The sequence below is a fragment of the Streptosporangium sp. 'caverna' genome (genome assembly GCF_003203775.1).
Classification (GTDB): domain Bacteria; phylum Actinomycetota; class Actinomycetes; order Streptosporangiales; family Streptosporangiaceae; genus Streptosporangium; species Streptosporangium subroseum.
Genome location: NZ_CP029711.1, coordinates 6,050,475 through 6,072,597 on the forward strand (window position 1 = coordinate 6,050,475; position 22,123 = coordinate 6,072,597).

General features: G+C 70.4%; 16 protein-coding genes. 7 read left to right on the forward strand and 9 right to left on the reverse strand.

Annotated features, from left to right (window positions below; translation table 11 throughout):
- Positions 1 to 73 precede the first annotated feature (73 nt).
- Together DKM19_RS26555 and DKM19_RS26560 are read left to right on the forward strand one after the other, a co-directional pair.
- Positions 74 to 2,113 (forward strand): cellulose binding domain-containing protein, encoded by a 2,040-nt coding sequence (locus tag DKM19_RS26555; protein ID WP_110699152.1) that lies wholly within the window; start codon positions 74 to 76, stop codon positions 2,111 to 2,113.
- A 343-nt stretch (positions 2,114 to 2,456) separates the two neighbouring features.
- Positions 2,457 to 4,673, forward strand: a complete 2,217-nt coding sequence (locus DKM19_RS26560) for a DPP IV N-terminal domain-containing protein (protein ID WP_110699154.1) — start codon at positions 2,457 to 2,459, stop codon at positions 4,671 to 4,673.
- Here the strand turns inward: DKM19_RS26560 and DKM19_RS26565 are convergent.
- Together DKM19_RS26565 and DKM19_RS26570 are read right to left on the reverse strand one after the other, a co-directional pair.
- The gene (locus DKM19_RS26565; protein ID WP_110699156.1) at positions 4,666 to 7,887 is read right to left on the reverse strand and encodes a BTAD domain-containing putative transcriptional regulator; all 3,222 of its coding nucleotides are present in this window, start codon (positions 7,885 to 7,887) and stop codon (positions 4,666 to 4,668) included. The genes DKM19_RS26560 and DKM19_RS26565 overlap by 8 nt on opposite strands.
- Before the next feature lie 284 nt (positions 7,888 to 8,171).
- Entirely contained in the window at positions 8,172 to 9,011 is an 840-nt protein-coding gene (locus DKM19_RS26570) for an alpha/beta fold hydrolase (protein WP_110699158.1), read from the reverse strand.
- A gap of 73 nt (positions 9,012 to 9,084) precedes the next feature.
- On the opposite strand from DKM19_RS26570, the gene DKM19_RS26575 reads away from it, so the two are divergent.
- A complete protein-coding gene (locus DKM19_RS26575) occupies positions 9,085 to 10,140 on the forward strand; it encodes a sigma-70 family RNA polymerase sigma factor (RefSeq protein ID WP_239513603.1) in 1,056 nt (351 codons plus the stop codon).
- A 177-nt stretch (positions 10,141 to 10,317) separates the two neighbouring features.
- Here DKM19_RS26575 and DKM19_RS26580 read toward each other — a convergent pair whose 3' ends face one another.
- From DKM19_RS26580 to DKM19_RS26600, 5 genes are all read right to left on the reverse strand, one after another.
- Positions 10,318 to 11,040 (reverse strand): sulfotransferase family protein, encoded by a 723-nt coding sequence (locus tag DKM19_RS26580; RefSeq protein WP_162641782.1) that lies wholly within the window; start codon positions 11,038 to 11,040, stop codon positions 10,318 to 10,320.
- 121 nt (positions 11,041 to 11,161) lie between these two features.
- A complete protein-coding gene (locus DKM19_RS26585) occupies positions 11,162 to 12,967 on the reverse strand; it encodes a S8 family serine peptidase (protein ID WP_239513604.1) in 1,806 nt (601 codons plus the stop codon).
- Positions 12,968 to 13,108: 141 nt separating this feature from the next.
- Positions 13,109 to 13,684 (reverse strand): hypothetical protein, encoded by a 576-nt coding sequence (locus tag DKM19_RS26590; RefSeq protein ID WP_239513605.1) that lies wholly within the window; start codon positions 13,682 to 13,684, stop codon positions 13,109 to 13,111.
- A gap of 468 nt (positions 13,685 to 14,152) precedes the next feature.
- A complete protein-coding gene (locus DKM19_RS26595) occupies positions 14,153 to 14,473 on the reverse strand; it encodes a protealysin inhibitor emfourin (RefSeq protein WP_110699162.1) in 321 nt (106 codons plus the stop codon).
- Between the two features lie 25 nt (positions 14,474 to 14,498).
- The gene (locus DKM19_RS26600; RefSeq protein WP_204358241.1) at positions 14,499 to 15,587 is read right to left on the reverse strand and encodes a M4 family metallopeptidase; all 1,089 of its coding nucleotides are present in this window, start codon (positions 15,585 to 15,587) and stop codon (positions 14,499 to 14,501) included.
- 208 nt (positions 15,588 to 15,795) lie between these two features.
- On the opposite strand from DKM19_RS26600, the gene DKM19_RS26605 reads away from it, so the two are divergent.
- Genes DKM19_RS26605 through DKM19_RS26615 form a run of 3 tightly spaced genes read left to right on the forward strand, consistent with a single transcriptional unit; the run spans position 15,796 to position 17,494 of the window.
- Positions 15,796 to 16,005, forward strand: coding sequence for a hypothetical protein (locus DKM19_RS26605; RefSeq protein WP_110699164.1), 210 nt, complete (start codon positions 15,796 to 15,798; stop codon positions 16,003 to 16,005).
- Positions 16,002 to 16,841 carry a metallophosphoesterase gene (locus tag DKM19_RS26610; protein ID WP_110699166.1) on the forward strand — a complete coding sequence of 280 codons (840 nt, stop codon included), beginning with the start codon at positions 16,002 to 16,004 and terminating at the stop codon, positions 16,839 to 16,841. The genes DKM19_RS26605 and DKM19_RS26610 overlap by 4 nt, the downstream gene beginning before the upstream one ends.
- Entirely contained in the window at positions 16,838 to 17,494 is a 657-nt protein-coding gene (locus tag DKM19_RS26615) for a 4'-phosphopantetheinyl transferase (protein ID WP_110699168.1), read from the forward strand. Before DKM19_RS26610 ends, DKM19_RS26615 begins: the two co-directional genes overlap by 4 nt.
- Positions 17,495 to 17,627: 133 nt before the next feature.
- Here the strand turns inward: DKM19_RS26615 and DKM19_RS26620 are convergent, their stop codons facing one another.
- Entirely contained in the window at positions 17,628 to 18,782 is a 1,155-nt protein-coding gene (locus DKM19_RS26620) for a phosphatidylserine/phosphatidylglycerophosphate/cardiolipin synthase family protein (RefSeq protein ID WP_110699169.1), read from the reverse strand.
- 306 nt (positions 18,783 to 19,088) lie between these two features.
- On the opposite strand from DKM19_RS26620, the gene DKM19_RS26625 reads away from it, so the two are divergent.
- Positions 19,089 to 20,690 (forward strand): phospholipase D family protein, encoded by a 1,602-nt coding sequence (locus tag DKM19_RS26625; RefSeq protein ID WP_110699170.1) that lies wholly within the window; start codon positions 19,089 to 19,091, stop codon positions 20,688 to 20,690.
- Positions 20,691 to 20,695: 5 nt separating this feature from the next.
- On the opposite strand, the gene DKM19_RS49785 is transcribed toward DKM19_RS26625, so the two are convergent.
- Positions 20,696 to 21,871, reverse strand: a complete 1,176-nt coding sequence (locus DKM19_RS49785) for a hypothetical protein (protein WP_162641783.1) — start codon at positions 21,869 to 21,871, stop codon at positions 20,696 to 20,698.
- Positions 21,872 to 22,123: the final 252 nt, after the last annotated feature.

Sequence of the window (22,123 nt, forward strand, 5' to 3'; positions counted from 1 at the left end):
CTCATGATCATGTTGCCTCCGGGGTCAGGAGGGGGTGTCGAGTGAATGCCACTATCCGTTGCGAGGTGCATCGATGCCAAGAACTCTGTTACGGGCCGCGTCCGCGGTCCTGCTGACGCTGGCCGTCCTGAACGTCCCCACAGTGCACGCCGACGAGGTCGCCCCGGTCGCGGTGACCGTCAACGCCCGCGCCGCGCTCGCCTCCGTCCCCGAAACCGGTATCGGTACCAACCATGCGATCTGGGACACCAATCTGGGCACCGACGAGACCGCCGACCTGCTCAAGGGCGCGGGCATGAAGCTGCTGCGCTATCCCGGCGGCTCGTACTCCGACATCTACCACTGGGCCGACCACACCGCCCCCGGCGGCTACGTGGCTCCCAACACCGACTTCGACACCTTCATGCGCGGCGTGCGGCGCACCGGAGCGCAGCCGATGGTGACCGCCAACTACGGCACCGGCACGGCGGAGGAGGCCGCGGCCTGGGTGCGGCACGCCAACGTCACCAAGGGCTACGGCGTCAAATACTGGGAGATCGGCAACGAGAACTACGGCAACGGCCGCTACGGCTCCCCTTGGGAGGCGGACAACCACGCCGACAAGAGCCCGGCCGAGTACGCACGCCATGTCGTGGCCTACTCCGACGCGATGAAGGCCGTCGACCCGACCATCAAGATCGGCGCGGTGCTGACCACGCCGGCCAACTGGCCCGACGGGATAGTCGCCGAAGGCGACAGCGGAACCTGGAACGAGGTCGTCCTGGCCGCCGCCGGGTCGAAGATCGACTTCGTGATCCTGCACTGGTATCCCGGCGCCTTCGACAAGACCGCGCACATTCCGGACATGATCCAGCTCACCCGTCAGCAGATCGCGAGGTACGCGGGGCCGGGTTCCGAGCGGGTCGGCATCGCGATGACCGAGTTCAACACCGGGTCGAGCAGCAACGGCGCGACGACCCAGCCCGGTGCGCTGGCCGCCGCCGACGCCTACTCGACGCTGCTGGCCCAGGGGGTGTTCACGGTCGACTGGTGGAACGTCCACAACGGCATCGGCAGCGTCACGCAGGTCGAGGGGCACACCGACTACGGCGACTTCGGCCTGCTGTCGAGCGGGGCGTGCACCTCCGACGGCAGCGTCTGCGAACCGGCGGTGAACACACCCTTCGCGCCGTACTACGCGCTCCAGATGGTGAGCAGGTTCGCCCGCCCCGGCGACCGGTTCATCCGGGCCGCAACCGACCAGGCAAAGGTCAGCGCACACGCCGCGCGCCGTCCCAACGGTGATCTGGCCGTCCTGCTGATCAACACTTCGTCCGACACGTCCTACCCCGTCGCGATCGGCTACTCCGGCTTCAGCCCGGCGTCCGGGGCTCCCACCGTGCTGACCCACACCAACGGCGCCACGAGCATCGCCGGCTCGGCCACGGGCAGCGCGACCAGCCAGACGTTGCCACCGCTCTCGCTGACCACGATCGTCCTGCGTCCCGCCTCCGCCCAGGCCGGCCTGCCGGGCACGCCGGGGCAGCCGACGGCCTCGGACGTGACGGACAGGACCGCCACGATCTCCTGGCCCGCCGCCTCCGCCGGCGCGCGCCCGATCGTGAAGTACGAGGTCCACCGCCAGAACGGAGCCGTCAGCGAGCAGATCGGCGAGACCGCCGGCACCTCGTTCACCGTGAAGAACCTGAGGCCGGGCACGCGCTACACGGTCAACGTGATCGCACGGGACAGCGGCGGTGGCGTCTCGTCGCCCTCCTCACCGCTGACGTTCACGACCGGCACACCCGCTTCCGGCTCGTGCTCGGTACGCCTGACCAATCAGTCCGACTGGGGCAGCGGCTACGTCGGCGCCATCGACATCACCAACAACGGTGCGCCGATCAACGGCTGGACCCTGAACTTCAGCTGGCCCAGGACGTGGCAGCGCCTGGACAGCGGCTGGAGCGCCGTCTGGACGCAGAACGGGCAGGACGTCAAGGCCGTCAACGACTCCGGCAACGGCTCGCTGGCCACCGGCGCGTCGGCCACGATCGGCTTCGTCGGCAACTACAGCGGCCCGAACGTGCTACCTGCCACCTTCACCCTCAACGGAACCGTCTGCACGACCCGGTAGCGACGGCGGGGGCCGTTCTCACGCTCACGGACGACCCCCGCCCCCGGGCCGCCTGCGCAGGCACCGGTGACGTTCTCGACCTGCGCCGGAAGTGGACCGGACGGTGACCGGGGACGGGCCGGTCCGGCATGTCAGCGATCTGTCAGCGCGCGCTCAAACGGCTGTCAGCGTGCTCCGCGATGGTCGTGGTGAACCGGCTACGACCATCGCGGACGCGCACGACCGCCGCGCCCCCTGGCAGATCGTTCGTCGCGTCGCGGCCCGCCCATCACGCGGCCCCGCGACGCTGCGAACCGACTCGCCTGCCTCCGTCGCCCCATCCTGGATGGAAGGAAAGTCACCCATGAAGACGGCACGACTCGACGCCTCGGCCTATCAGGCCGCCGAACGGTTGCTGCGGCACAACCGCGGCGGCCTTGTCCTCGGGGACAGGATCAGCCCGCAGTGGATCGATGGGGGCGCCCGTTTCTGGTACGCGGTGGACACCTCGGCGGGAAGACGGTTCGTCCTCGTCGACCCGGAGGCGGGCACCCGCGAACCGGCGTTCGACCACGGAAGGCTCGCGACCGCGCTGGCGGCGGTGTCGGGGCAGGACGTGGACGCGGCGGCGCTGCCGTTCGGTGCCATCGCGCCGACCGGCGAGGCGGTCGAGTTCGACGCGTTCGGCGCGCACTGGCGATGCTCGCTGGACGACTACGCGTGCGAGAAGGCCATGGGCAGCCCGCCCGGTAACCCGCTCGAGATCCCGTCGCCGGACCGGAAGTCCGTGGTGTTCCGCCGCGGCCACGACCTCTGGACGCGCTCACTGGAGGACGGCGGGGAGCGGGCCCTGACGTCTGACGGCGACGTGGACCACGACTACGGGGCGAGCCCCGACTTCTTCATGTATTCCAACATGCTGAAGAAGCTCGGGCTCCCGCACGCGCCGCCCGCCGCGTCGTGGTCGCCCGACTCCAGACGCGTGCTGACCCACCGGACGGTTCAGCGGGGAGTCCGGCAGACGCATCTGGTGGAGTCCATGCCGGACGACGGCGGCGCGCCCAGACTGCTGACGCTGCGGCAGCCGTTTCCCGGAGATGATCGGTTTCCCCTCGCCGAGCTCGTCGTGCTCGACCTCGCGGAGGGCAGGGTCGTACCGGCACGGGCGGAAGCGGTGGCGATGCCGGTGATGTCGCCGATTTTCATGAAGTGGGCGTGGTGGGCGGAGGACGGCTCCGCGGTGTACTACCTGAACCGGTCGCGCGACATGCGCACTCTCCGGCTGCACCGGCTCGATCCCGGCACCGGCGAGGTCGCGACCGTGCTGACCGAGACCGGGGACACCCGGGTGGAGCCGTCCCAGCAGCCGACGCAGCGGCCCATGGTGCGGGTTCTGTCCGGCGGGAAGGAACTGCTGTGGTACTCCCAGCGTGACGGCTGGGGCCACCTCTACCTCCACGACGCGCACTCCGGTGAGCCGCGCGGGCAGGTCACCTCGGGGCGGTGGGCGGTGCAGGAGATCCTGCACGTCGACGAGGCACGGCGCGTGGTGTATTTCGTCGCCTCCGGGCTGGTCGCCGCGGATCCGTACCGCCGGTCGGTGTGCCGGGTCGGGTTGGACGGCTCCGGCTTCGCGCGGGTCACCGGCGACGACCTGGACCACGTCGTCATCGTGCCGAACGGCGGGGAGTATTTCATCGACTCGGCATCCGTCACCGACTCACCGCCGTTGACCACCGTGCGCGGCTGGGACGGGCGAGTGATCGTCGAACTGGAGCGCGCCGACATCACCCGGCTCACCGCGACGGGCTGGACTCCCCCCGAACGGTTCCGCGTCAAGGCGGCCGACGGCCGGACCGACGTCTACGGTGTGCTCTACCGGCCGCACGGGTTCGATCCCGACCGGCGTTACCCGGTCGTCGATCACCCCTATCCCGGACCGCAGGCCAACCGGGTGAGCCCGTCCTTCGATCCCGGGTTCTTCGGTCCCGACGCCGAGGCGACGGCCGCGCTCGGGTTCGTCGTGATGGCCGTGGACGGACGGGGCACTCCCGGGCGGAGCAAGGAGTTCCATGACGCCTCGTATGGGCGGCTGGCCGACGCGGGCGGCCTTGCCGACCACGTCGCGGCGCTGGAGCAGCTGGCGGCGACCCGGCCGTGGATGGACCTCGACCGGGTGGGGATCTTCGGCCACTCCGGGGGCGGATTCGCCGCCGTCCGGGCGATGCTGGACTTCCCCGACGTCTTCAAGGTCGGGGTCTCCGAGGCCGGTACGCACGACAACCGGTACTACACCCTGGGATGGGGCGAGACGTACGACGGCCCGTACGACGAGGAGACCTACGCTCGCGCGTCCAACGTCGACATCGCCGACAGGCTGGAGGGAGAACTGCTGCTGATCCACGGCGGCCTGGACGAGAACGTCTCCCCCCACCTGACGCTGCGGCTGGTCGATCGCCTCATCGCCGCCGGCAAGGACTTCGAGATGCTCGTCGTCCCCGGCGCGGAACACATGTTCTTCGGCTACGAGAGCTACGTCGCCCGGCGCAGGTGGGATTTCCTGGTACGCCACCTCAGGTGAGCCGAGAGGAGCCGAGGGTGACGGCGGCGATCTCGCGCACCGTCTCGACGGTCGCGTCAGCGCCGCGCCGCGCCGCCTCGGCGAACTCCTCCTCGCCGAGTGCGGCCCGGGTGGCCGCCTCCACCCGGGCCGCGTCGGGCTGGGACAGCTCCGGCGTGCCGCGCACCGCGGCGCTCGCCGCCAGCAGCCGGGCGGCCTCGTGCGGCCTGCCCCGGTGCAACGCCAGGTCCGCGATGCCGACCAGCGTCTGACTGATCGTCGGTGCGCTCCTGGAGCGCAGCGCCCAGACGAGCGCGTCGGCGTGGTGGGCGCGGGCCGCGTCCAGGTCGCCCTCGCCCGCGTCCAGATATCCCAGCGAGCCGCGGATCATCGCGCGGAACTGCCAGTTGACGGTGAGGTGCCGCGACAGCTCCTCGGCGCGCGTCAGCTGTGTCCGCGCCGTGCGCGGCTCACCGGTCCAGCGGGCGAGCTCCGCCTTGGCGTAGGCCACGGCGACGAGCGCGTCGGGCAGCCCGATCCGCTCGGTGTCCCGCTCGGCCTGGGCCATGGCCGCCGCGCTGCCCTCCGTGTCGCCGAGCAGCCATCGCAGCTGGGCCAGTCTGAGCCGCATCAGCCACACGTCCTCGCCGGGCACCACCTCGGTGACGGCGGCGACGGCCTGCTCGTAGCAGGAGACCGCCGTGGCCAGGTCACCGCGCCACTCGGCCAGACCGGCCAGCGCCGTGAGCGCGGACGAGATCCCCAGTCGCTCGTCGAGGGCGCGAAACTCCGCCAGGGCCGCCTGAAAATCGGCCTCCGCCTCGGCGTGCCGGCGGCCGGCGGCGACCAGTGTGAGGGCTCGGTTCAGCCGGGCGGTCGCCCGCACCCACGGGTCCTCGTCGGCAAGCGGATCCACCGCGTCCACCGGCGGCGCCGTGGGAGTACGGGCACCCCACGGCACCCGGCCGAGCGCCCCGACGAGCCGCAGCACCGGATGACGGTGCTCCGTCCGCTCGGCGAGCCGTTCCGCCGTGGCCAGCCAGTCCCTGGCCCGGCTCTCGTCGCCGAGCCCGTTGAGCTCGAACAGCGCGGAGATCGCACAGGCCGTCGCCCGTACCTCGTCGTCGACCGCGCCCGGCATCGCCAGCGCCTCCGCGGCCAGCGCGGCGCCCTCCGCCTTGCGACCGCTGAGCGCCCAGTCGAGGTACCAGTACCAGCCGGCCGCCGCCACCAGCCGTACGGCGGTCCGCGCGTCGCCCGCCGCGATGGCGCCGCGCACCGCGGCGTTGATGTTGTCGTGGTCGGCGGCGAGCCGGGGCAGCCAGAGCAGTTGCCCGGCGCGGCGCAGGTGCGGATCGGCGGTCTCGGCCAGCTCGACGAAGCAGGCGGCGTGCGCCCGGCGGATCCGGTCCCGCTCGCCGGCCTCCTCGAGCCGCTCCAGGCAGTACTCCCTGATCGTCTCCAGCATCCGGTAGCGCTCCGTCCCGTCGCCGGAAGCCACCAGCAGGGACTTGTCGGCCAGCGCGCCGAGCAGGTCGGGCACCAGGTCGGCCGGGACGGCGCCGTCCATGCACACCCGCTCGGCCGCCTCCGCCGTCGCGCCGCCGGAGAACACCGCGAGCCGCCGCAGCAGCGTCCGTTCCTCCTCGGCCAACAGGTCCCAGCTCCAGTCCACCGCCGCCCGCAACGTCCTGTGCCGGGGCAGTGCCGTCCGGCCACCGCCGGTGAGCAGCCGGAACCGGTCATCGAGCCGGTCGGCCAGCTGCTCGGCGGTCATCGTGCGCAGCCGAGCCGCGGCCAGCTCGATGGCCAGCGGCATGCCGTCCAGCGCCCGGCAGATCCGCACCACGGCCGGTGCCGTGCGCTCGCTCACCGTGAACCCGGGACGGGCCGCGCCCGCCCGGTCGCTCAGCAACCGGACCGAGGGGTGGGACAGCGCCTCGGCGGCACCCGCGTCCCGTGGCGGCAGGCCCAGGGGTTCGACCGGCCACAGCGCCTCACCGACGATGCCGAGCGGTTCGCGGCTCGTCGCCAGGATCCGCAGCCGTGGGCACTCGCCGAGCAACCGATCCGCCAGCGCCGCGGCCGCGCCGATCAGATGCTCGCAGTTGTCCAGCACCAGCAGCGCGCTCCGGGTGCGCAACGCGGCCGCGAGCCGGTCGATCGGCTCGCCCACCGGCGCCCGGCCGGTCAACGCCTGCTCCCGAACCCCCAACGCGGACAGCACCGCCTGCGGCACATCGCCGCCGTCGCCGACCGGTGCGAGCTCCACCAGCCACACCCCGTCGGTCATCCGTTCGAGCAGCGCGCGCGCCGTCTCTCCTGCCAGCCGGGTCTTTCCGGAACCGCCCGGCCCGGTGAGTGTGGTGAGCCGGTGCTCACCGACCAGTTTTCCGACCTGGGCGACCTCGGAGTCCCGGCCGACGAAGCTGGTCAGCCCGGCACGCAGGTTCGTCCGCGACCGTCCGTCCGCCTCGGCCTCCGGCACCGGTCGCGCCGCGACGCCCACCTCACCGCGCAGCACCGCGGTGTGCAGCGCGGACAACTCCGGTGACGGGTCGGCGCCCAGCGCCTCGGCGAGTGTTTCCCGCGCGCGTTCGTAGACGGCCAGCGCCTCGGCCGGTCGCCCGGCCGCGCAGAGCGCACGCATCAACGCCCCGGCCGGCCGCTCCCGCAGCGGATGCTCGGCCACCAGCGACGTCAGCTCCACGGTCAGCTCACCGCCCCGCCCCAGCCGAAGATCCGCCTCGATGCGATCCTCCACCGCCACCAGCCGCAGCTCGGAGAGCCGGGCCACCGGCGCGGCGAAGAAGTCCGCGTCCGCCACGTCCATCAACGCCGGACCACGCCACAGCCCCAGCGCCTCACGCAGGATCCGCGCGGCCGCGGCGGCGTCATCGGCCAGCGCGGACCGGCCCGCGGCGACCAGGCGTTCGAAGCGCGCCACGTCCACCGCGTCCGGCTCGATCGCCAGGCGATATCCGGCCGGATGGGACTCGATCCGCGCCTCCGGCAGCACCCGGCGCAGCCGGGACGCCAGCGCCTGCAGGGCGTTCACCGCCTTCACCGGCGGGCGCGAACCCCAGACGCCGTCGACCAGCCGCGCCGTGGAGACCACCCGGTCCGGCTCCAGCGCCAGCACGATCAACAGCGTCCGCAGCCGGGCGCCCGCCATCTCCGTCACGGCACCGCCGTCGGCCCGGACCTCCAGCGACCCCAACATCCCGATCTGCACGTAACCGATTCTGCCGGAGCGGCGCCCACGCCGGTGAGAGCGACCTCCCCGGCATGGGCGGATGCGGTGCCACGCCGTCTCCTCGCGGCACCACGCCCCCGTTCCGCTCCGCACTCGCGGCGTCCTCGCTCAGTTCCCGTACAGGACCGCACGCTCGCAGCGTCCTCGCTCAGTTCCCGTACAGGACGCACGCTCGCAGCGTCCTCGCTCAGTTCCCGTACAGGACGCACGCTCGCAGCGTCCTCGCTCAGTTCCCCCACGGGACCGCACGCTCGCGGCGTCGTTCAGTTCCCGTTTAGGACCTCGCGCAGCCGGGGGACGAACCCTTCGGGGTCGTCGGCGAAGGCGATGTGGCCGCCGGGGAAGGCCGTCGGCTCCGTGCCGAGCGCTGCGGCGAGCGCGATCGACGTGCGATCGCAGAACTCGCCCGCCGAATCGTCCCCGACGCCGACCACGATGCGGGTCGGCCCGGCGCGCAGGGCGGCGATGTCGGGCTGCCAGCGGGCGGTCGCGCGCATCTCGTGCATGAACCAGAAGCGCTCGTCCGCGATCTCCTGCGGGTCGGGCTCGGCCGGAGCCTCCTGGGGCGCGCCGGCGGACTCCTCGAACTCGGGCATCGTGATGTTGGCGTTGACGAAGAACTTGCCCCAGGCACCCGGGACGTCGCCGGAGGCGTAGGTGGCGATGATGTCCTCGATCGCGGCGTCGCGTTCCTCGCGGTCGTCGAGCAGGCAGTTCAACGGGGCCTCGTGCGCGATCACCGTGTGCACCTGCTCGGGGTGGGCGAGGGCGAACGCCAGCGAGGTGACGGCTCCGCCGCTGGAGCCGAAGACCGCGGCCGGGCCGGCGTCGAGGTGGGTCAGGATCCGGGAGAGGTCGTCGGCGCGCATCTCCGGGGTCGAGTCCTGGTCGGGGTCGTCGAGGGAACTGCGGTTGACGCCCCGCGGGTCGGTGGTGAGCACGGTATGGTCGGCGGCGAGCAGGTCGGCCAGCGGCGCGAAGTGCGCGGCGTGCATCGGAGCGCCGATGAGCACCACGAGGGGGCCCTGGCCACGCACCTCGTAGTGCAGTGTGGCGTCGGGGACCTTGAGGGACCCGGCGGTGACGGTCGTCGTGTGGTTCATCAAAATCTCCTGGGGCGGCGCTGTGGTGCTTGGTCGAAGGGAAGACTCCCGCCGTGGGGCAGAATCGTCGTTTGTGAGCGAAGTTTTTTCCGCACGGACCGCCGGCCCGGCCGCGCCGGGCGTCGAGGACCCCGATCTGGCCCGGGCACGTGACGGAGACGACGCCGCGTTCACCCGCCTCGTCCAGCCGTTGCGCCGGGAGCTGCACGCCCACTGCTACCGGATGCTCGGCTCCACCCACGACGCCGACGACGCCCTGCAGGATGCCCTGCTACGGGCATGGCGGGGGCTCGCGCGCTTCGAGGGCCGCAGCTCGCTGCGCTCGTGGCTCTACACCGTGGCCACCCGCACCTGCCTGGACACCGTCGAGACCCGTGGCAGGCGGGCCCTGCCCGTCGACCTCGGCCCGTCCAGCGACCGCGCCGTGGTCGGCGACGCCCCGCTGACCGATGTCGCCTGGCTGGGCCCCTACCCCGATGCGGGCCTCGGCGACGGACCGGCCGGTCCGGGCGCGCGCTACGAGCAGCGCGAGGCCGTCGAGCTCGCCTTCGTCGCCGCGCTGCAGCACCTGCCGGGCAACCAGCGGGCGGCGCTGCTGCTGTTCGAGGTCCTCGGCTTCTCCGCCGCCGAGATCGCCACCACGATGAACACCTCGACCACGTCGGTGAACTCCGCCCTGGCCCGAGCCCGCAGGGTCGTCGCGGAGAAGATCCCTCCTGCCACCCAGCAGCGGACGCTGCGCCAGATCGACGACGCCCGGGTGCGGGAGATCGTCACCGGCTACTCCGCCGCTCTGGAACGCGGCGACGCCGACGCCCTGGTCGCGCTGCTCACCGAGGACGTCACCTGGTCGATGCCGCCGCTGGCGCACTGGTATCGCGGCCTCGAGGCCGTCACCGATTTCGCCGTACGGATCCCGCTGACCATATGCGGAAACTGGCGTCACCTGCCGACCGGCGCGAACGGCCAGCCCGCCGTGGCCGGCTACCTCCGGCACGGCGACACCGGCCCGCACCTCGCCTGGTCGATCGACGTGCTGACCCTGCGCGGTGGGCGAATCGCCGAGGTCACCTCGTTCATCGGCCCCGGCCACTTCACGCCCTTCGGGCTGCCCGCCTCACTGTCCTGACCCGGGAGCGGTGCCCGGCCGGACGGCGGGCGGTGACGGCCCGGACGGGCCTCCATTCGGCGCGGCCAGGCCCCGGCCCCGTCCTCCAGGCGAGGTTCCGATCCCGCCCCGGGCGGTGCGGTACCCCGGTTCGCGAGGAAGCTCCAGGGAGGTTCCGACCCCGCCCCAAGCGGTGCGTCAGTGCCCCGGTTCGCGAGGAACGTCCGGGGAGGGAGGGTCGAAGGGCGAGACCAGGCGCCCTTCGGCCATGCTCTGCTCGAAATTGTGCCGCATCGCCTCGGCATCGTGGAGGTGTGGGAAGGGCTCGTCGGCCGGGGGCTCGACGCCGAGGAAGTCGCACAGCGGTCCCCACCCCTCGGCGACGTCGAAAACGAGCAGGCGATCCGCGGGCAGGCTGTCCCTGACCGTGGCCACATGCCGGCGGAACACCTCGACGGCGTGCTCCTCGTCCGCCACGCCCTCGCCGAAGCGCCAGCCCTCACCGAAGGTGGACCTCCCTATCATGCCCAGCACCGGCTGGAGGCGCACGATCGCGTCCAGCCCCGGGGGAAGACCCCCCGGGGTGTCCGGGCCGGGGGCTCGGCCGATCAGATTCTGGAAACTGACGTACCACTGGTGAGGATCGCGGACGGTGAGGATGACCTTGGCCTCCGGGTAGGCCTCGGCCTCCTCCCGCCAGAAGTAGCCGGCCGGCCAGTCCATCGACGACCGGTAACCCTCGAACACCCGATCCCAGTCGACAGGCGTGCCGGAGACGACGGAGAGCCACCTGTCGACCTGCTCGGGGTGCGCCATCACCTCGAACATGTGATGGCAGGGTCCGAATCCCAGCCGTTCCAGGGCCGCCTTGAGCGAGGTGGTCCCCGTACGCGGGAATCCCGCGCCGATCACTTCCAGCATTTGTCGTGTCCCGTCGTCAGCCGTCATCCGGTCGGCACTGGCACATCCTCCAACGATCATGCGCCATCCAGGCTGAATGTCCCCCTATATCGAAGAATGTACGCGTCCCGCCGGATTCGGGTCAGCGGACGGCTCTCAGGGCGTCGACGATGCCGGAACCGTAGAAGCCGTTACGGGGCCCGCTGCCCTCGCAGACCTGCTTCTCGGTCACCGTGGCGTCCGAGAGTCTCCTGGTGTAGGTGGAGGCGGACGCGGTGGGGCAGGACATCCTGGTCGCGGAGTTCCTGAGGTGCTCCTCCACCACGGCCGGGTCGAGCGTCTTGCCCCCGTGCACCCGGTCGGAACGGCCGAACCTGCTGACGATCAGCGCGGCCACGCCGGCCGCGCGGGGCGACGCCATCGAGGTGCCCTGGAGATACTGGTAGTAGCCGCAGACGGTGCCCCTGCAGTCGCGGACCACGTTGGCGACCTTGGGCGTGCCGTCGGGGTTGAGCTGGCCGCGTGCCTCGGCCACCGCCTTGGGATAGGCCGCGAGGGTCGCCAGGGAGACGTCACGGGTGCCGGCCTCGGTGTCGAAGACGTCCCCACCGGGCGCGGCGAGGTCGACGTAGCCGTTGCCGTAGTCGGAGTAGTACGCCTTGCGCCCGCTGATGGCGGTCGAGGAGATCGAGATCACGTGGTTGCCCTCGGTCGGCATGGAGACGCAGCTCGGCGTGATCCTTCGCTTGTAGGGGACCTCTCCCGGTGCGCCGGCCACGTCGGGACTGGACGCGTCCGTGAGTTCCTTGGTGTAGTCGGTGGCGCCGTTGCCCGCGGCCGATATCAGGGTCACGCCTCTGTCGTGGGCGTAGTTGAGCGCCCGCTGGGTGGCCTTGATGATCGTGGCCTGCTCCAGCCGGTCGGCGGGAGAGTCGGCCGGATTGTCGGTGCAGTTGAACAGCCACGGATCGATGTAGTAGCTCATGTTGACCACGTCGACGCCGACGTCGCCGGCGTAGGTCAGCGCGTCCACGGTCGGCTGCAGGAAGAAGAGACCGGAGTCCTGACCGACCCGCAGGCTTACGATCGAGACCTTGGGAGCCACGCCCGCGATGCCGAGCTGGTTGATCGGGGATGCGATCGACGACGCCACGTGCGTGCCGTGGTCTCTCTCGTCGACGTCCGACGGGTCGTTGCAGGAGTGGTCCGGCTCGGCCTCGCATGAACCGTCGAGCGCCTTGCCGTTGGCGTCGACGGGGATGTCGACGGTGAAGTTACGGCTCAGCCTGTGGTTGAAGTTCGGGGCGATGTCGGGGTGGGAGGCGTCCACGCCGGTGTCGAGGATGCCGACCAGCACCCCCGGGTCACCCTGCTGGTGCCGGTAGGAACCGGCGACCGTCGCGTGGATCTGCTTCATGTCCCACTGCAGCTCCGACAGCGGCTCGGCGCCGGGTGCCGGCTTGCCCAGCGGTCTGTCCGGGGATCCGCCGGCTCGCATGCCCGGTGGCCTGCCCGAGGGTTTGCCCGATCGCATGGCCAGCGGCCTGCCCCGTACGGGACCGGCCGGGGCTCCGTCGCCCGCTCTCTCGACCGCCCCTTCCGGAGCGGCCTCGCGCGTCTCGGCCTGCCTCCGGGGAGCCGGCACACCGCTGATGGAACGATTGTGGGCGACTCCCTCGATCGAGCCGCTGTCGCGCACCGCGCCGGCGAAGCCCGCGTTCGTCGTGGTGATCGTGGCGACGCCGACCGCGCCGTTCTCCTTGACGATGGTCCCGCCCGCGGATTTCACGGCCCGCCGGGCGTCGGCGGCGCTGACACCTTTTTTGTAGAGGACGACGTACTCCGTCTCCACACCGGGTGCGGCTCCCACCTTCCAGGCTTGCGCCGGGGGCGCTGACCCGGCCGCCGCGAGAGCTACGACAGCGGCGATGACGATGACGCCTTTCACACACACCTCCGTATAATCGGAATATCTCCCCCACCAGCGTGAATTCACGCACGGCATTAATTCCTACATGAAGGAAATTGCCGTCAAGGCACGACAAAACCAGCGAATATTAAATATTCCACCGTCCGTATAACCTGTTCATCAACTACCTCCAGCGTGGATACCCGGTTCTTCAGGGCCGGGAGGAAACGCGGCACGGTGCCGCGCCTCCGGGTAGGTGGTGTAGGCGTAGCCGTCCGCACGTTGAAGCAGCCGGACGTAGCGGTGGTTGATGCCCTGCACGAGATCGTGTCGGGTGCGGATGTTAAAACTGCCGGTGGAGCGGACCGCGACCCGTCCGGTATGTGTTCCGGCTTTCTTACCGGTGGGCACGACAGCCCGGACCAGGTCACCGGTCTGGAAACCCCGAATGGTCTTGGTGCGGGGCAATGCCAGCCGCGGGAAGCCGTACTTATCAGCTCGGGTGCGGGCATACGTTCCGCGCCCGGTCGCCTTAACGACCAGTACCACGCGCGGCCAGGTCGTGACGGTGTCGGGGTGACGCCGCAGCGGATGGGTGCCGTCTGCTGCGATCTCCCCTCGCCCATGTTTCACGCCAGTGCCCGGCCGGGCCGGGAGTCGGTGAACCGTTTCGTCCCCATCCCCGGGGTTGTCTGCTCCCACCGATTCCAGAGCGGCAGGCTGAGGAAGCACCTGCCGGTGGGTCTTCTCACTCACGGGAAACGTAGTCAATCGAATGCACCTCCTTCACAATGATCGACTGGGGCTGGTCAACGCAGGGCTTCAAAGCGCCTGATGGCGCCTCAAGCCCCCTCCTTCAGGAGGGGATCGTTGACCACACCGAGGTAATCACGACAGAGAATTCCTACACCAGAATTGGGGCGACGGCGCCGAGTTTCCTCGGGTAAAAATCGCGTCAAAACGCAGACAGCGGCGCTTCCCTCGTCATTGCGGCCGGGAAAACGGCGTATGCGGCGGTATTAAATACACGAGACCGGCTCGGACGCCCGCTCCATTATCGCCCTTAGCCCCTCGGATGCCTGCCCCGTCGATAACCCGCCCCCTGGACATCCGGCTCATCACCGGTACGGTCGCCGGCTCCACGCCTCACGGCGCCCGTTCCACGCTCCTGCGCGGCCTCCGTCCCGCCGATGCCCGGCGCGCGAACGGAGGCCGCGCAGGCGATCAGCCGGGCGGGCCGACCTGCTCCTGCCGTCCTGGCAGTGAGCTCACGTATGAGATGAGCGCGCGGAGCGGGCCGGAGAGGTCCTGCTCGCTCACACGCACCGTGCGGGCACGGTCCTGATCCTCCACGGTCACCTCGTAGTCGAAGCGATCGGGCCGCGGGTCCGAGTCACTCTCCCGCCCCGGTGGCCCGAACAGCCCGGACTGTTCCACCTTGGCTCGCAGCGTCGCGGCGTCCTCGGGCGTCAACGACGCCGAGTCCACCGAAATTATCGTGACAAGACCGGCGAAACCACCGCCGCGCACAATCGTCACCTTCATACGGACAATCCTAGACGAATGCCTTTTAAAGGACTCCGACCTGCTGCCATGCGCCACGCACCTTCTTCTGTTCGTCACCGTCGACACCGAACAGTTCTCCGGCCACTTCCACGGTCGCCGCGGCCGCTTCCAGGAAATCGGAGCGGGGCCCCAGCCGCTCGGTGAGCGTGACGTACCAGATCCGGCCGGCGTGCTCCCAGGCGTTTCCTCCGATGGCGGTGGCCGCGAGGTAGAAGGCGTGGTTGGGGATGCCCGAGTTGATGTGGACGCCGCCGTGGTCGTTCGCGGGGTTGCCGTCGTCGGGCAGGTTGACGTAGTCGTCCATGTGCGCCGGCTGGTTGTCCCGTCCGCCGCCGGAGGTCGACCAGGCGGTCCCCGGCGCCCTCAGCGAGCGCAGGGCCGTCCCCTGTAGGGCGCTGCCCAGAATGCCCCCGCCGATCAGCCAGTCGGCCTGCTCGGCCGTCTCCCCCCGGCTGTACTGCTTCACCAGGGAGCCGAAGACGTCGGAGAAGGACTCGTTCAGCGCGCCGGGCTGCTTACGGTAGACCAGCTGCGCCGTGAACTGGGTGATGCCGTGGGTCAGCTCGTGGGCGATGATGTCGATCGCCTTCGTGAGAGATCCCTTGAGGAAGACCTGCCCGCTGCCGTCGCCGTAGATCATCTGAAAACCGATCCAGGCGGCGTTGTCGTAGTCGGTCTCGTAGTGGACCGAGGACACGATCTCCAGCCCGTTCCCGTCGATGCTGTCTCGCTTGAAGATCTCCCGGTAGAAGTCGTAGGTGGCGCCGGATCCGTCGTAGGCCTCGTTGACCGCGTCGTCGTCGGACGGCGAGTCGCCCTCCCCTCGCACCTTCCGCCCCGGCAGGTGGTAGTCGCCGGCGTTCTCGGCGTCGTAGATCGTCCGGACCTTCCCCGGCGCGGGGGCCACGTCCGCGATGGTGAGGCTGGACCGCAATCCGCCGGCGATCACGGCTCGTTGCGCTCTTCCGGTCTCCGCCATGTCCCGGGTCCTGAGCGCCGCCTCCCGCTCTTCGGGGCTGCCGTTCTCGGCGACCGCGTCGAGGAGGTCCGGCGGCGCGATGCAGCACATGGGCATGTCTTTGAAAGTGGTCATGGCTCAAGAATCGCCTCCGTTTTTGGCAGGCGCACGGGTATGGGGCTACTCATGGAGACCAGTTGATTACGGTTTTCTAAGGTCATGAGGACCGGGGTAAACAGGTCGCACCGAAAAGCAGGTCTCGACGGGCCGGTGAGCAGCGAGATGCTCGAGTGACAGATGCCGCGCCGGTGAGTGTGAGCGAGGCCGGACGCCGGGGCGGAGTATGCCTTCCGGATACCGGCATGAGAAGGTGCATCTGCTCGGCGACGGATTCGTGACCACGCCCAGGGAATCGGGCGGGACGGAGGCGGCGGTGCTGGAGGACGTGGAGGACAGGGCGTCAGGGGAGCCGGTCCCCCCGGGAGTCGGCGGCGACCACCGGGCGGCCGTGGCCGGAAGAACCATCGAGTCGACCGGGACGGTCCGCGCATGACGTCATTGCTGGCCATAAGCGATCTGCACATCGGCTACCAGGAGAACCGCCGCATCGTCGAGGAGATACGGCCCACCTCCGACTCCGACTGGCTGCTGGTGGCCGGAGACGTCTCCGAGAAGGTCTCCGACGTCGAATGGGCGCTGCGGCTGCTCGGCGACCGGTTCGAGAAGGTGGTGTGGGCACCGGGCAACCACGAGCTGTGGACCCATCCCAGCGACCCGGTCCAGCTGCGCGGCGAGGAGCGCTATCGCCACCTGGTCGAGGTGTGCAGGGACCTGGGGGTGGTGACGCCCGAGGACCCCTACCCGATCTGGACCGGACCCGGCGGGCCGGTCACCGTCGCCCCGCTGTTCGTGCTGTACGACTACACCTTCCGCATGCCCGGCGTCGCCACGAAGGAGGAGGCGCTCGCCCTGGCCTACGACAAGGGCGTGGTCTGCACCGACGAGATGCTGCTCCATCCCGACCCGTATCCCTCCCGGGACGCCTGGTGCGCGGCCAGGATCACCGAGACGGAGCGCCGTCTGGAGGCCCGCACGCCCGGCGTTCCCACGGTGCTGGTCAACCACTATCCGCTGGTCCGCGACCCCACGCTGATCCTGTACCACCCGGAGTTCGCGATCTGGTGCGGCACCGAGCGCACCGCCGACTGGCACCTGCGCTTCGACGTGCACACCATGGTCTACGGCCACCTGCACATTCCCCGGACCACCTGGTACGACGGCGTCCGCTTCGAGGAGGTCTCCCTGGGTTACCCCCGCGAATGGCGGCCCCGTTCGACCGTCCCCGGGCAGCTCCGCCAGATCCTGCCCGTACCGGAGCGCGCCTCATGATCGAGAAGATCCTGCCGTCCTGGGTGGCGAGCGCGGAGGCATTCGACGACCCGCCCGGCGTCACGCTGTTTCCCGAGGAGGAGGCCGTCATCGCTCGCGCGGTGGACAGGCGGCGGCGCGAGTTCACCACCGCGCGGCACTGCGCCCGCCAGGCCCTGGCCCAGCTCGGACTGCCCGCGGTGCCGATCCTGCCCGGCGAGCGCCGCGCCCCCGAGTGGCCCGACGGGGTGGTCGGCTCCATCACCCACTGCGCCGGATACCGCGCCGCCGCCGTGTCCCTGGAGGCCCTCGCCGTCGGCATCGACGCCGAACCTCATGAGCCGCTTCCCGACGGCGTCCTGACCGCCGTCTCCCTGGAGGAGGAGCGGGACGCGCTGGCACGGCTCGGCGGTCGGATCCACTGGGATCGGATGCTGTTCAGCGCCAAGGAGAGCGTCTACAAGGCCTGGTTCCCGCTGGCCAGACGCTGGCTCGGCTTTGAGGAGGCCCACATAACCCTCGATCCCTCGGGCGCCTTCACCGCCCGCCTCCTCGTCCCCGGCCCCCTGGTGGACGGCCGGGAGCTGACCGGCTTCACCGGGCGCTGGCTGGTGACCGACGGCCTGGTGATAACCGCCATCGCGCTCCCGAAAAGCCCCGCACACCAGACGTAGCCGGAAGATCCCGGTTCGCGCGAGGCGGGTGTCAGGGCCCGGCCCGGCGCCCGTGCCCTGATCTCACGGGCGCGGGCCCGCTCTCTGATCGCACGGGGTTCAGGCGCGGGCCCGCTCTCGCCTCGCGCGGTGGCTACGGCTCGCCGATGAATCGTTCGCCCGCCTGTTCGATGCGCTGGATCTCGGCGCGGAAGAAGCGGGCGAGTTCGGCGCACGCCTCGGGGTCGACGGGACCGCCTTCACGTTTGGGCAGGTCGGGGTAGGGGCTGCCGATGACGAAGATGTTCTCGTCGTTGAAGTTGTTGGCGGGCGCCGTGTAGTTGAACGATCCGGCGACGACGACGGTCTCGTCGATGACCATGAGCTTGTGATGGAGCTTGCCGAAGGCGGAGCTGCGTTTGGGGAAGTAGAGCTCGATGTGTGCCCGGTCCAGGTCGTGGGTGGCGGCCCACTTCTGGGCGCCCTGACCGGGATCCATCGCGCCGGTGACGGTGCGCTTCGCCTCGGCCAGCGCGATCATCGTGTCGTCGATGCCGGAGGATCCGGAGAAGGTGAAGATGGCGAAGTCGACGCGCTGGGTGGCCTTGAGCATCTGCTTCATGATCTCAAGCTCGGGGGCGTGGTCGGGGGCGAAGAGCACCTTCACCGGGATCCCCGCGAGGTTGTAGGCGGCGGGAACCTTGCCGTGGATGCCGCGGCCGAAGCTACCGGCCCGGATCTGCTCGAACTCGGTGCCGTACTCGTTGCAGATGCGGGCGTCGTGGAAGACGACGATGTGGTTGAGGTTGCGGTGGCAGTCGGTGTCGGTGAAGTTCGCCGACCCGGACAGGGTGGCCGAGGTGGGAAAGGTGCGCCCGCGGTAGTCGCGGATGACGAACTTCTGGTGGAAGATCGCCGGGTTGTAGTCGGCTTTGACGTCGACGCCGCACCGTAGCAGCGCGGCCAGGATCCGCCGGTTGGCCTCCAGGCTGCGGGTGCCGGGCTCGGCCCCCCACTGGACGCGGCGGCGCGCCGCCGCGTCGTCCTCTCCGGCATGCACGGTGACGACGGGCAGTTTGGCGGTGAGCAGGTAGTCCTGCTCCAGCACGATGCGGACGCTCACCCCGCGGAAGCGAGCGTCGAGGATGGCCTGGGCGATCGGTTCGGAGTCCAGCTCCTGGACCGCGATGTCCAGGGAGTGCCGGGCGCCGCCGATGAAGTCGACGATCACACCCTCGAGGTTGTCGGCCGCTCCGAGCTCGGCCGGCCCGACGAACGCCTCGATCTTGTTACCAGCGAATGCTGCCATGGCGTCAGAGTGACAGTCCGTTGAACTCCCATCAAGGTTTCACGAACCATCCCGCCCAGGTGTCGCGCCGACCTGCGACGCCTCCGGATCCTCATCGCTCATCCTGAAGATCGAGAAGCTCTCGTACGAGTGGCGGATTCCTTGAGCGAGCGTCCGGAGACTCGGGTCACCGCCCGCCACGCGCCCGCCGAGTCCTGGACGCACCCACTCAGGACGCAGCAGCGCTCCTACCACCGCCCCGGGGGCGAACAGTGATCGTCAAGCCCGAGATGTGAAGTCGTACAAAAATCGGGTATAGCGGGCTTAATGAATACAAAAGACTGGTTTCTCAACGGTAAGGAGCGTGGCAATCCGGCGTCCGGGATCGATGCCCGGAATGACGATGGGCTGGCCTGGTCGGACGGCAACACGGTACGGCCCATCCCGCACGGCGCGCCGTACTTCACCGAGTTGTTCGCCCGCGTCAAAGAACTGGGCGCCGGAGACCTGCTGCTGTTCACCGACTGGCGCGGCGATCCCAGCCAGAGGCTGGACGGCCCCGGCTCGGAGGTCGCCGGAGTGTTCGCGGCGGCCGCGCGGCGCGGGGTCGTGGTGAAGGGGCTTCTGTGGCGTTCGCACTGGGACCGGCTGCGCTTCAGCGAGGCCGAGAACCGCCATCTCGGGGAGGACATCGAGGCCGCGGGCGGGGAGTGCCTGCGTGACATGCGGGTCCCGCCCGGTGGCTCGCACCACCAGAAACTCGTGGTGTTGCGGCACCGCGCGGACCCGGAACGCGACATCGCCTTCGTCGGCGGGATCGACCTGTGCTGGGGCCGCCGTGACGACTCCGCTCACGAGGGTGACCCACAGTCCTCCCCCATGGCCAAGGTGTACGGCGCCCGCCCGCCGTGGCACGACGTCCAGGCCGCGATCCAGGGTCCGGCCGTCGGCGACGTCGAAGCCGTGTTCCGGGAGCGCTGGGAGGATCCCCAGCCGCTGACCCGCAACCCCCTGCACCGCCTGGCCGACCTGATGCGCCACGAGGACACCCTGCCTGACCCGCTGCCGCCGCAGTTTCCCGACCCGCCCGCCCGCGGGCCGCACTCCGTACAGCTCCTGCGGACCTACGCCCACCGCCGGACCCGTTACCCGTTCGCCCCGCAGGGAGAGCGCAGCGTCGCCCGCGGCTATCTCAAGGCCCTGCGCCGCGCCCGCGCCCTCATCTACATCGAGGACCAGTATCTGTGGTCTCCCCAGGTCGCCCAGTCCTTCGCCGACGCGCTGGAGGCCAACCCGAACCTGCTGATGATCAATGTCCTGCCGCTCCATCCCGACCAGGACGGGGCGCTCAACAGCACTCCCCAGATACTGGGCCGCGACCAGGCCCTCTCCATCCTCAAGCGCGCGGGCGGAGACCGCGTCGCGGTGTACGGGGTCGAGAACCGGGAGGGCACCCCGATCTACGTCCACGCGAAGGTCTGCGTCATCGACGACGTGTGGTCGACCATCGGTTCGGACAACTTCAACCGCCGGTCCTGGACCTACGACTCCGAGCTCACCTGCGCGGTGCTCGACGGGACGCCCGACGGCAGGGAGCCCCTGGATCCGGGAGGCCACGGGGACGGCGCACGCCGCCTCCCGCGCGACCTGCGGCTGACCCTCGCGCACGAACACCTCGAAGTGACCGACGCCTCCGACACGGATCTCCTCGACCCGAGCGCCTTCTTCGCCGCCTTCGCCGACTCGGCCGCCGCCCTCGAACGCTGGCACGCGCAGGGCCGCCACGGCCCGCGCCCGCCTGGACGGCTACGGCTGTACGAGACCTCGCGCATGTCGCCCTGGACCAAGGTCTGGGCCACCCCGTTCTACCGGCTCGTGTGCGATCCCGACGGACGCCCGCGCACCATGCGCCGCAGCGGCCAGTACTGAGGAGGTCACGGCGAGCCGTTTCTCCCCTTGTAGTTGTTCCATACCTGCACGCAGTAGGCGTAGCGCCAGTCTCCCGGGTCCAGATGCTGGCAGGCATAGGCCGCACTGACCCCGCCGCCACCTACCCGGCTCTCCTTCGCCCCGGGTGCCGGGACCCTGGTCCTCGGCGCCACGGGCGCCTGCGAAGTCCTCGGTCCGGCCTTCTCGGCCGGGGCGGTTCTGGCCTTCGCCGCCGGCGTGTTCCTGGTGTTCTCGGCCGGCGCGTTCCTGGCGCTCGCGGCCGGGGCGCTCCTGGCGTTCGCGGGCGGCGCGCTCCTGGCGTTCGCGGCCGGCGCGTTTCTGGCTCTGGCTGCCGGTGCGGTTCTGGTGTTCTCGGCCGGGGCGCTCCTGGGGTTCGCCGCGGGTGCGGTTCTGGCTTCCTCCGCCCGCGCGGGCCCGGCGCTCTCGACGTCCCTGGATCTCCCGGTGGTTTTCGGGGCCCTGCGCATCTCCCAGCGCCTCTCCCCCCGATCCCCCTGATTTCCACCGTGCGCTCCCCCGTCGGAGTTGGCGAGGGGACGGGACGCCCGCGCCGGGAGCGACGCCGCGGACTTCCGTCCGCGCGCGGTTCTCCTCTCCCGCTCACGCTCGGCCGAGGCCCTCGCGCCCGACGCGGGTGCCGGCGGGGCCGGAGCCCGCGAGTGGGAAGGGGCATTCGGCGTGGCCCCGGAGGTGGGCGGAACCGTCGCGTCATGACCGGTGAGGGAGCGCCGGGCGGTGGGTCCGGGCACCGCCTCGACCATGGGCGGGTCGGGCGACGGGGACCAGCCGGACAACCAGATGCCCGCGCCGGCGGCGGCGAGGAATCCGACGATCAGCGCGGGCCTCAGGAGCTGGTCACGTGAGATCTGTGACCACGGCCGGTCCCAGCGACCCGGTGGCGGAGGCATGGAGAACGGACGGCTCTCGATATCCACCCATGATCGGCGAGTGGACGGATCGGAGACGCCGCCCGTCTCGCCGGCGGTCTCGGCCCATGGCGGTTCGCCGAACGGGCACTCCCTGACCAGCGGCTCGACCGGCATGACCGGCGGAACCGGCATGATCGGCGGCTCAATCGGCCTGACCAGCGGCTCGACCGGTTCGACCAGCGGCTCGACCGGCGCGGGCGACGGCAGATCTCGTGACTCGGTGTACGGCATGCGGCCACGCTGTCTCACCCTCAGACCGTGGCCGTGGGTTCGATCATGCTCACTGTGCATCTCGCCTCCCGTATCACGTCTGATCTCCCCCAGCCTGACGAAAGTCACGCGCCGCATGGGGCTACTGACAGTGCGTCATTATCGATCCGTTACCAACAGCAGGTTCCAAAGAGGGAAAAATGCAGTGAAAGGCCGCCGTCATCGCCGGGGAACGTGACCGCTGTCCGGCCGGACGACCCACCACGCATTACC

Excerpts from the sequence above, each read along its gene's own strand:
- DKM19_RS26555 (WP_110699152.1), top strand. The coding sequence starts at position 74 with ATGCCAAGAACTCTGTTACGGGCCGCGTCCGCGGTCCTGCTGACGCTG.
- DKM19_RS26560 (WP_110699154.1), top strand. The coding sequence starts at position 2,457 with ATGAAGACGGCACGACTCGACGCCTCGGCCTATCAGGCCGCCGAACGG.
- DKM19_RS26570 (WP_110699158.1), bottom strand. The coding sequence starts at position 9,011 with ATGAACCACACGACGACCGTCACCGCCGGGTCCCTCAAGGTCCCCGAC.
- DKM19_RS26580 (WP_162641782.1), bottom strand. The coding sequence starts at position 11,040 with ATGCTGGAAGTGATCGGCGCGGGATTCCCGCGTACGGGGACCACCTCG.
- DKM19_RS26595 (WP_110699162.1), bottom strand. The coding sequence starts at position 14,473 with ATGAAGGTGACGATTGTGCGCGGCGGTGGTTTCGCCGGTCTTGTCACG.
- DKM19_RS26600 (WP_204358241.1), bottom strand. The coding sequence starts at position 15,587 with ATGACCACTTTCAAAGACATGCCCATGTGCTGCATCGCGCCGCCGGAC.
- DKM19_RS26605 (WP_110699164.1), top strand. The coding sequence starts at position 15,796 with ATGCCTTCCGGATACCGGCATGAGAAGGTGCATCTGCTCGGCGACGGA.
- DKM19_RS26610 (WP_110699166.1), top strand. The coding sequence starts at position 16,002 with ATGACGTCATTGCTGGCCATAAGCGATCTGCACATCGGCTACCAGGAG.
- DKM19_RS26615 (WP_110699168.1), top strand. The coding sequence starts at position 16,838 with ATGATCGAGAAGATCCTGCCGTCCTGGGTGGCGAGCGCGGAGGCATTC.
- DKM19_RS26620 (WP_110699169.1), bottom strand. The coding sequence starts at position 18,782 with ATGGCAGCATTCGCTGGTAACAAGATCGAGGCGTTCGTCGGGCCGGCC.
- DKM19_RS26625 (WP_110699170.1), top strand. The coding sequence starts at position 19,089 with ATGAATACAAAAGACTGGTTTCTCAACGGTAAGGAGCGTGGCAATCCG.
- DKM19_RS49785 (WP_162641783.1), bottom strand. The coding sequence starts at position 21,871 with ATGCCGTACACCGAGTCACGAGATCTGCCGTCGCCCGCGCCGGTCGAG.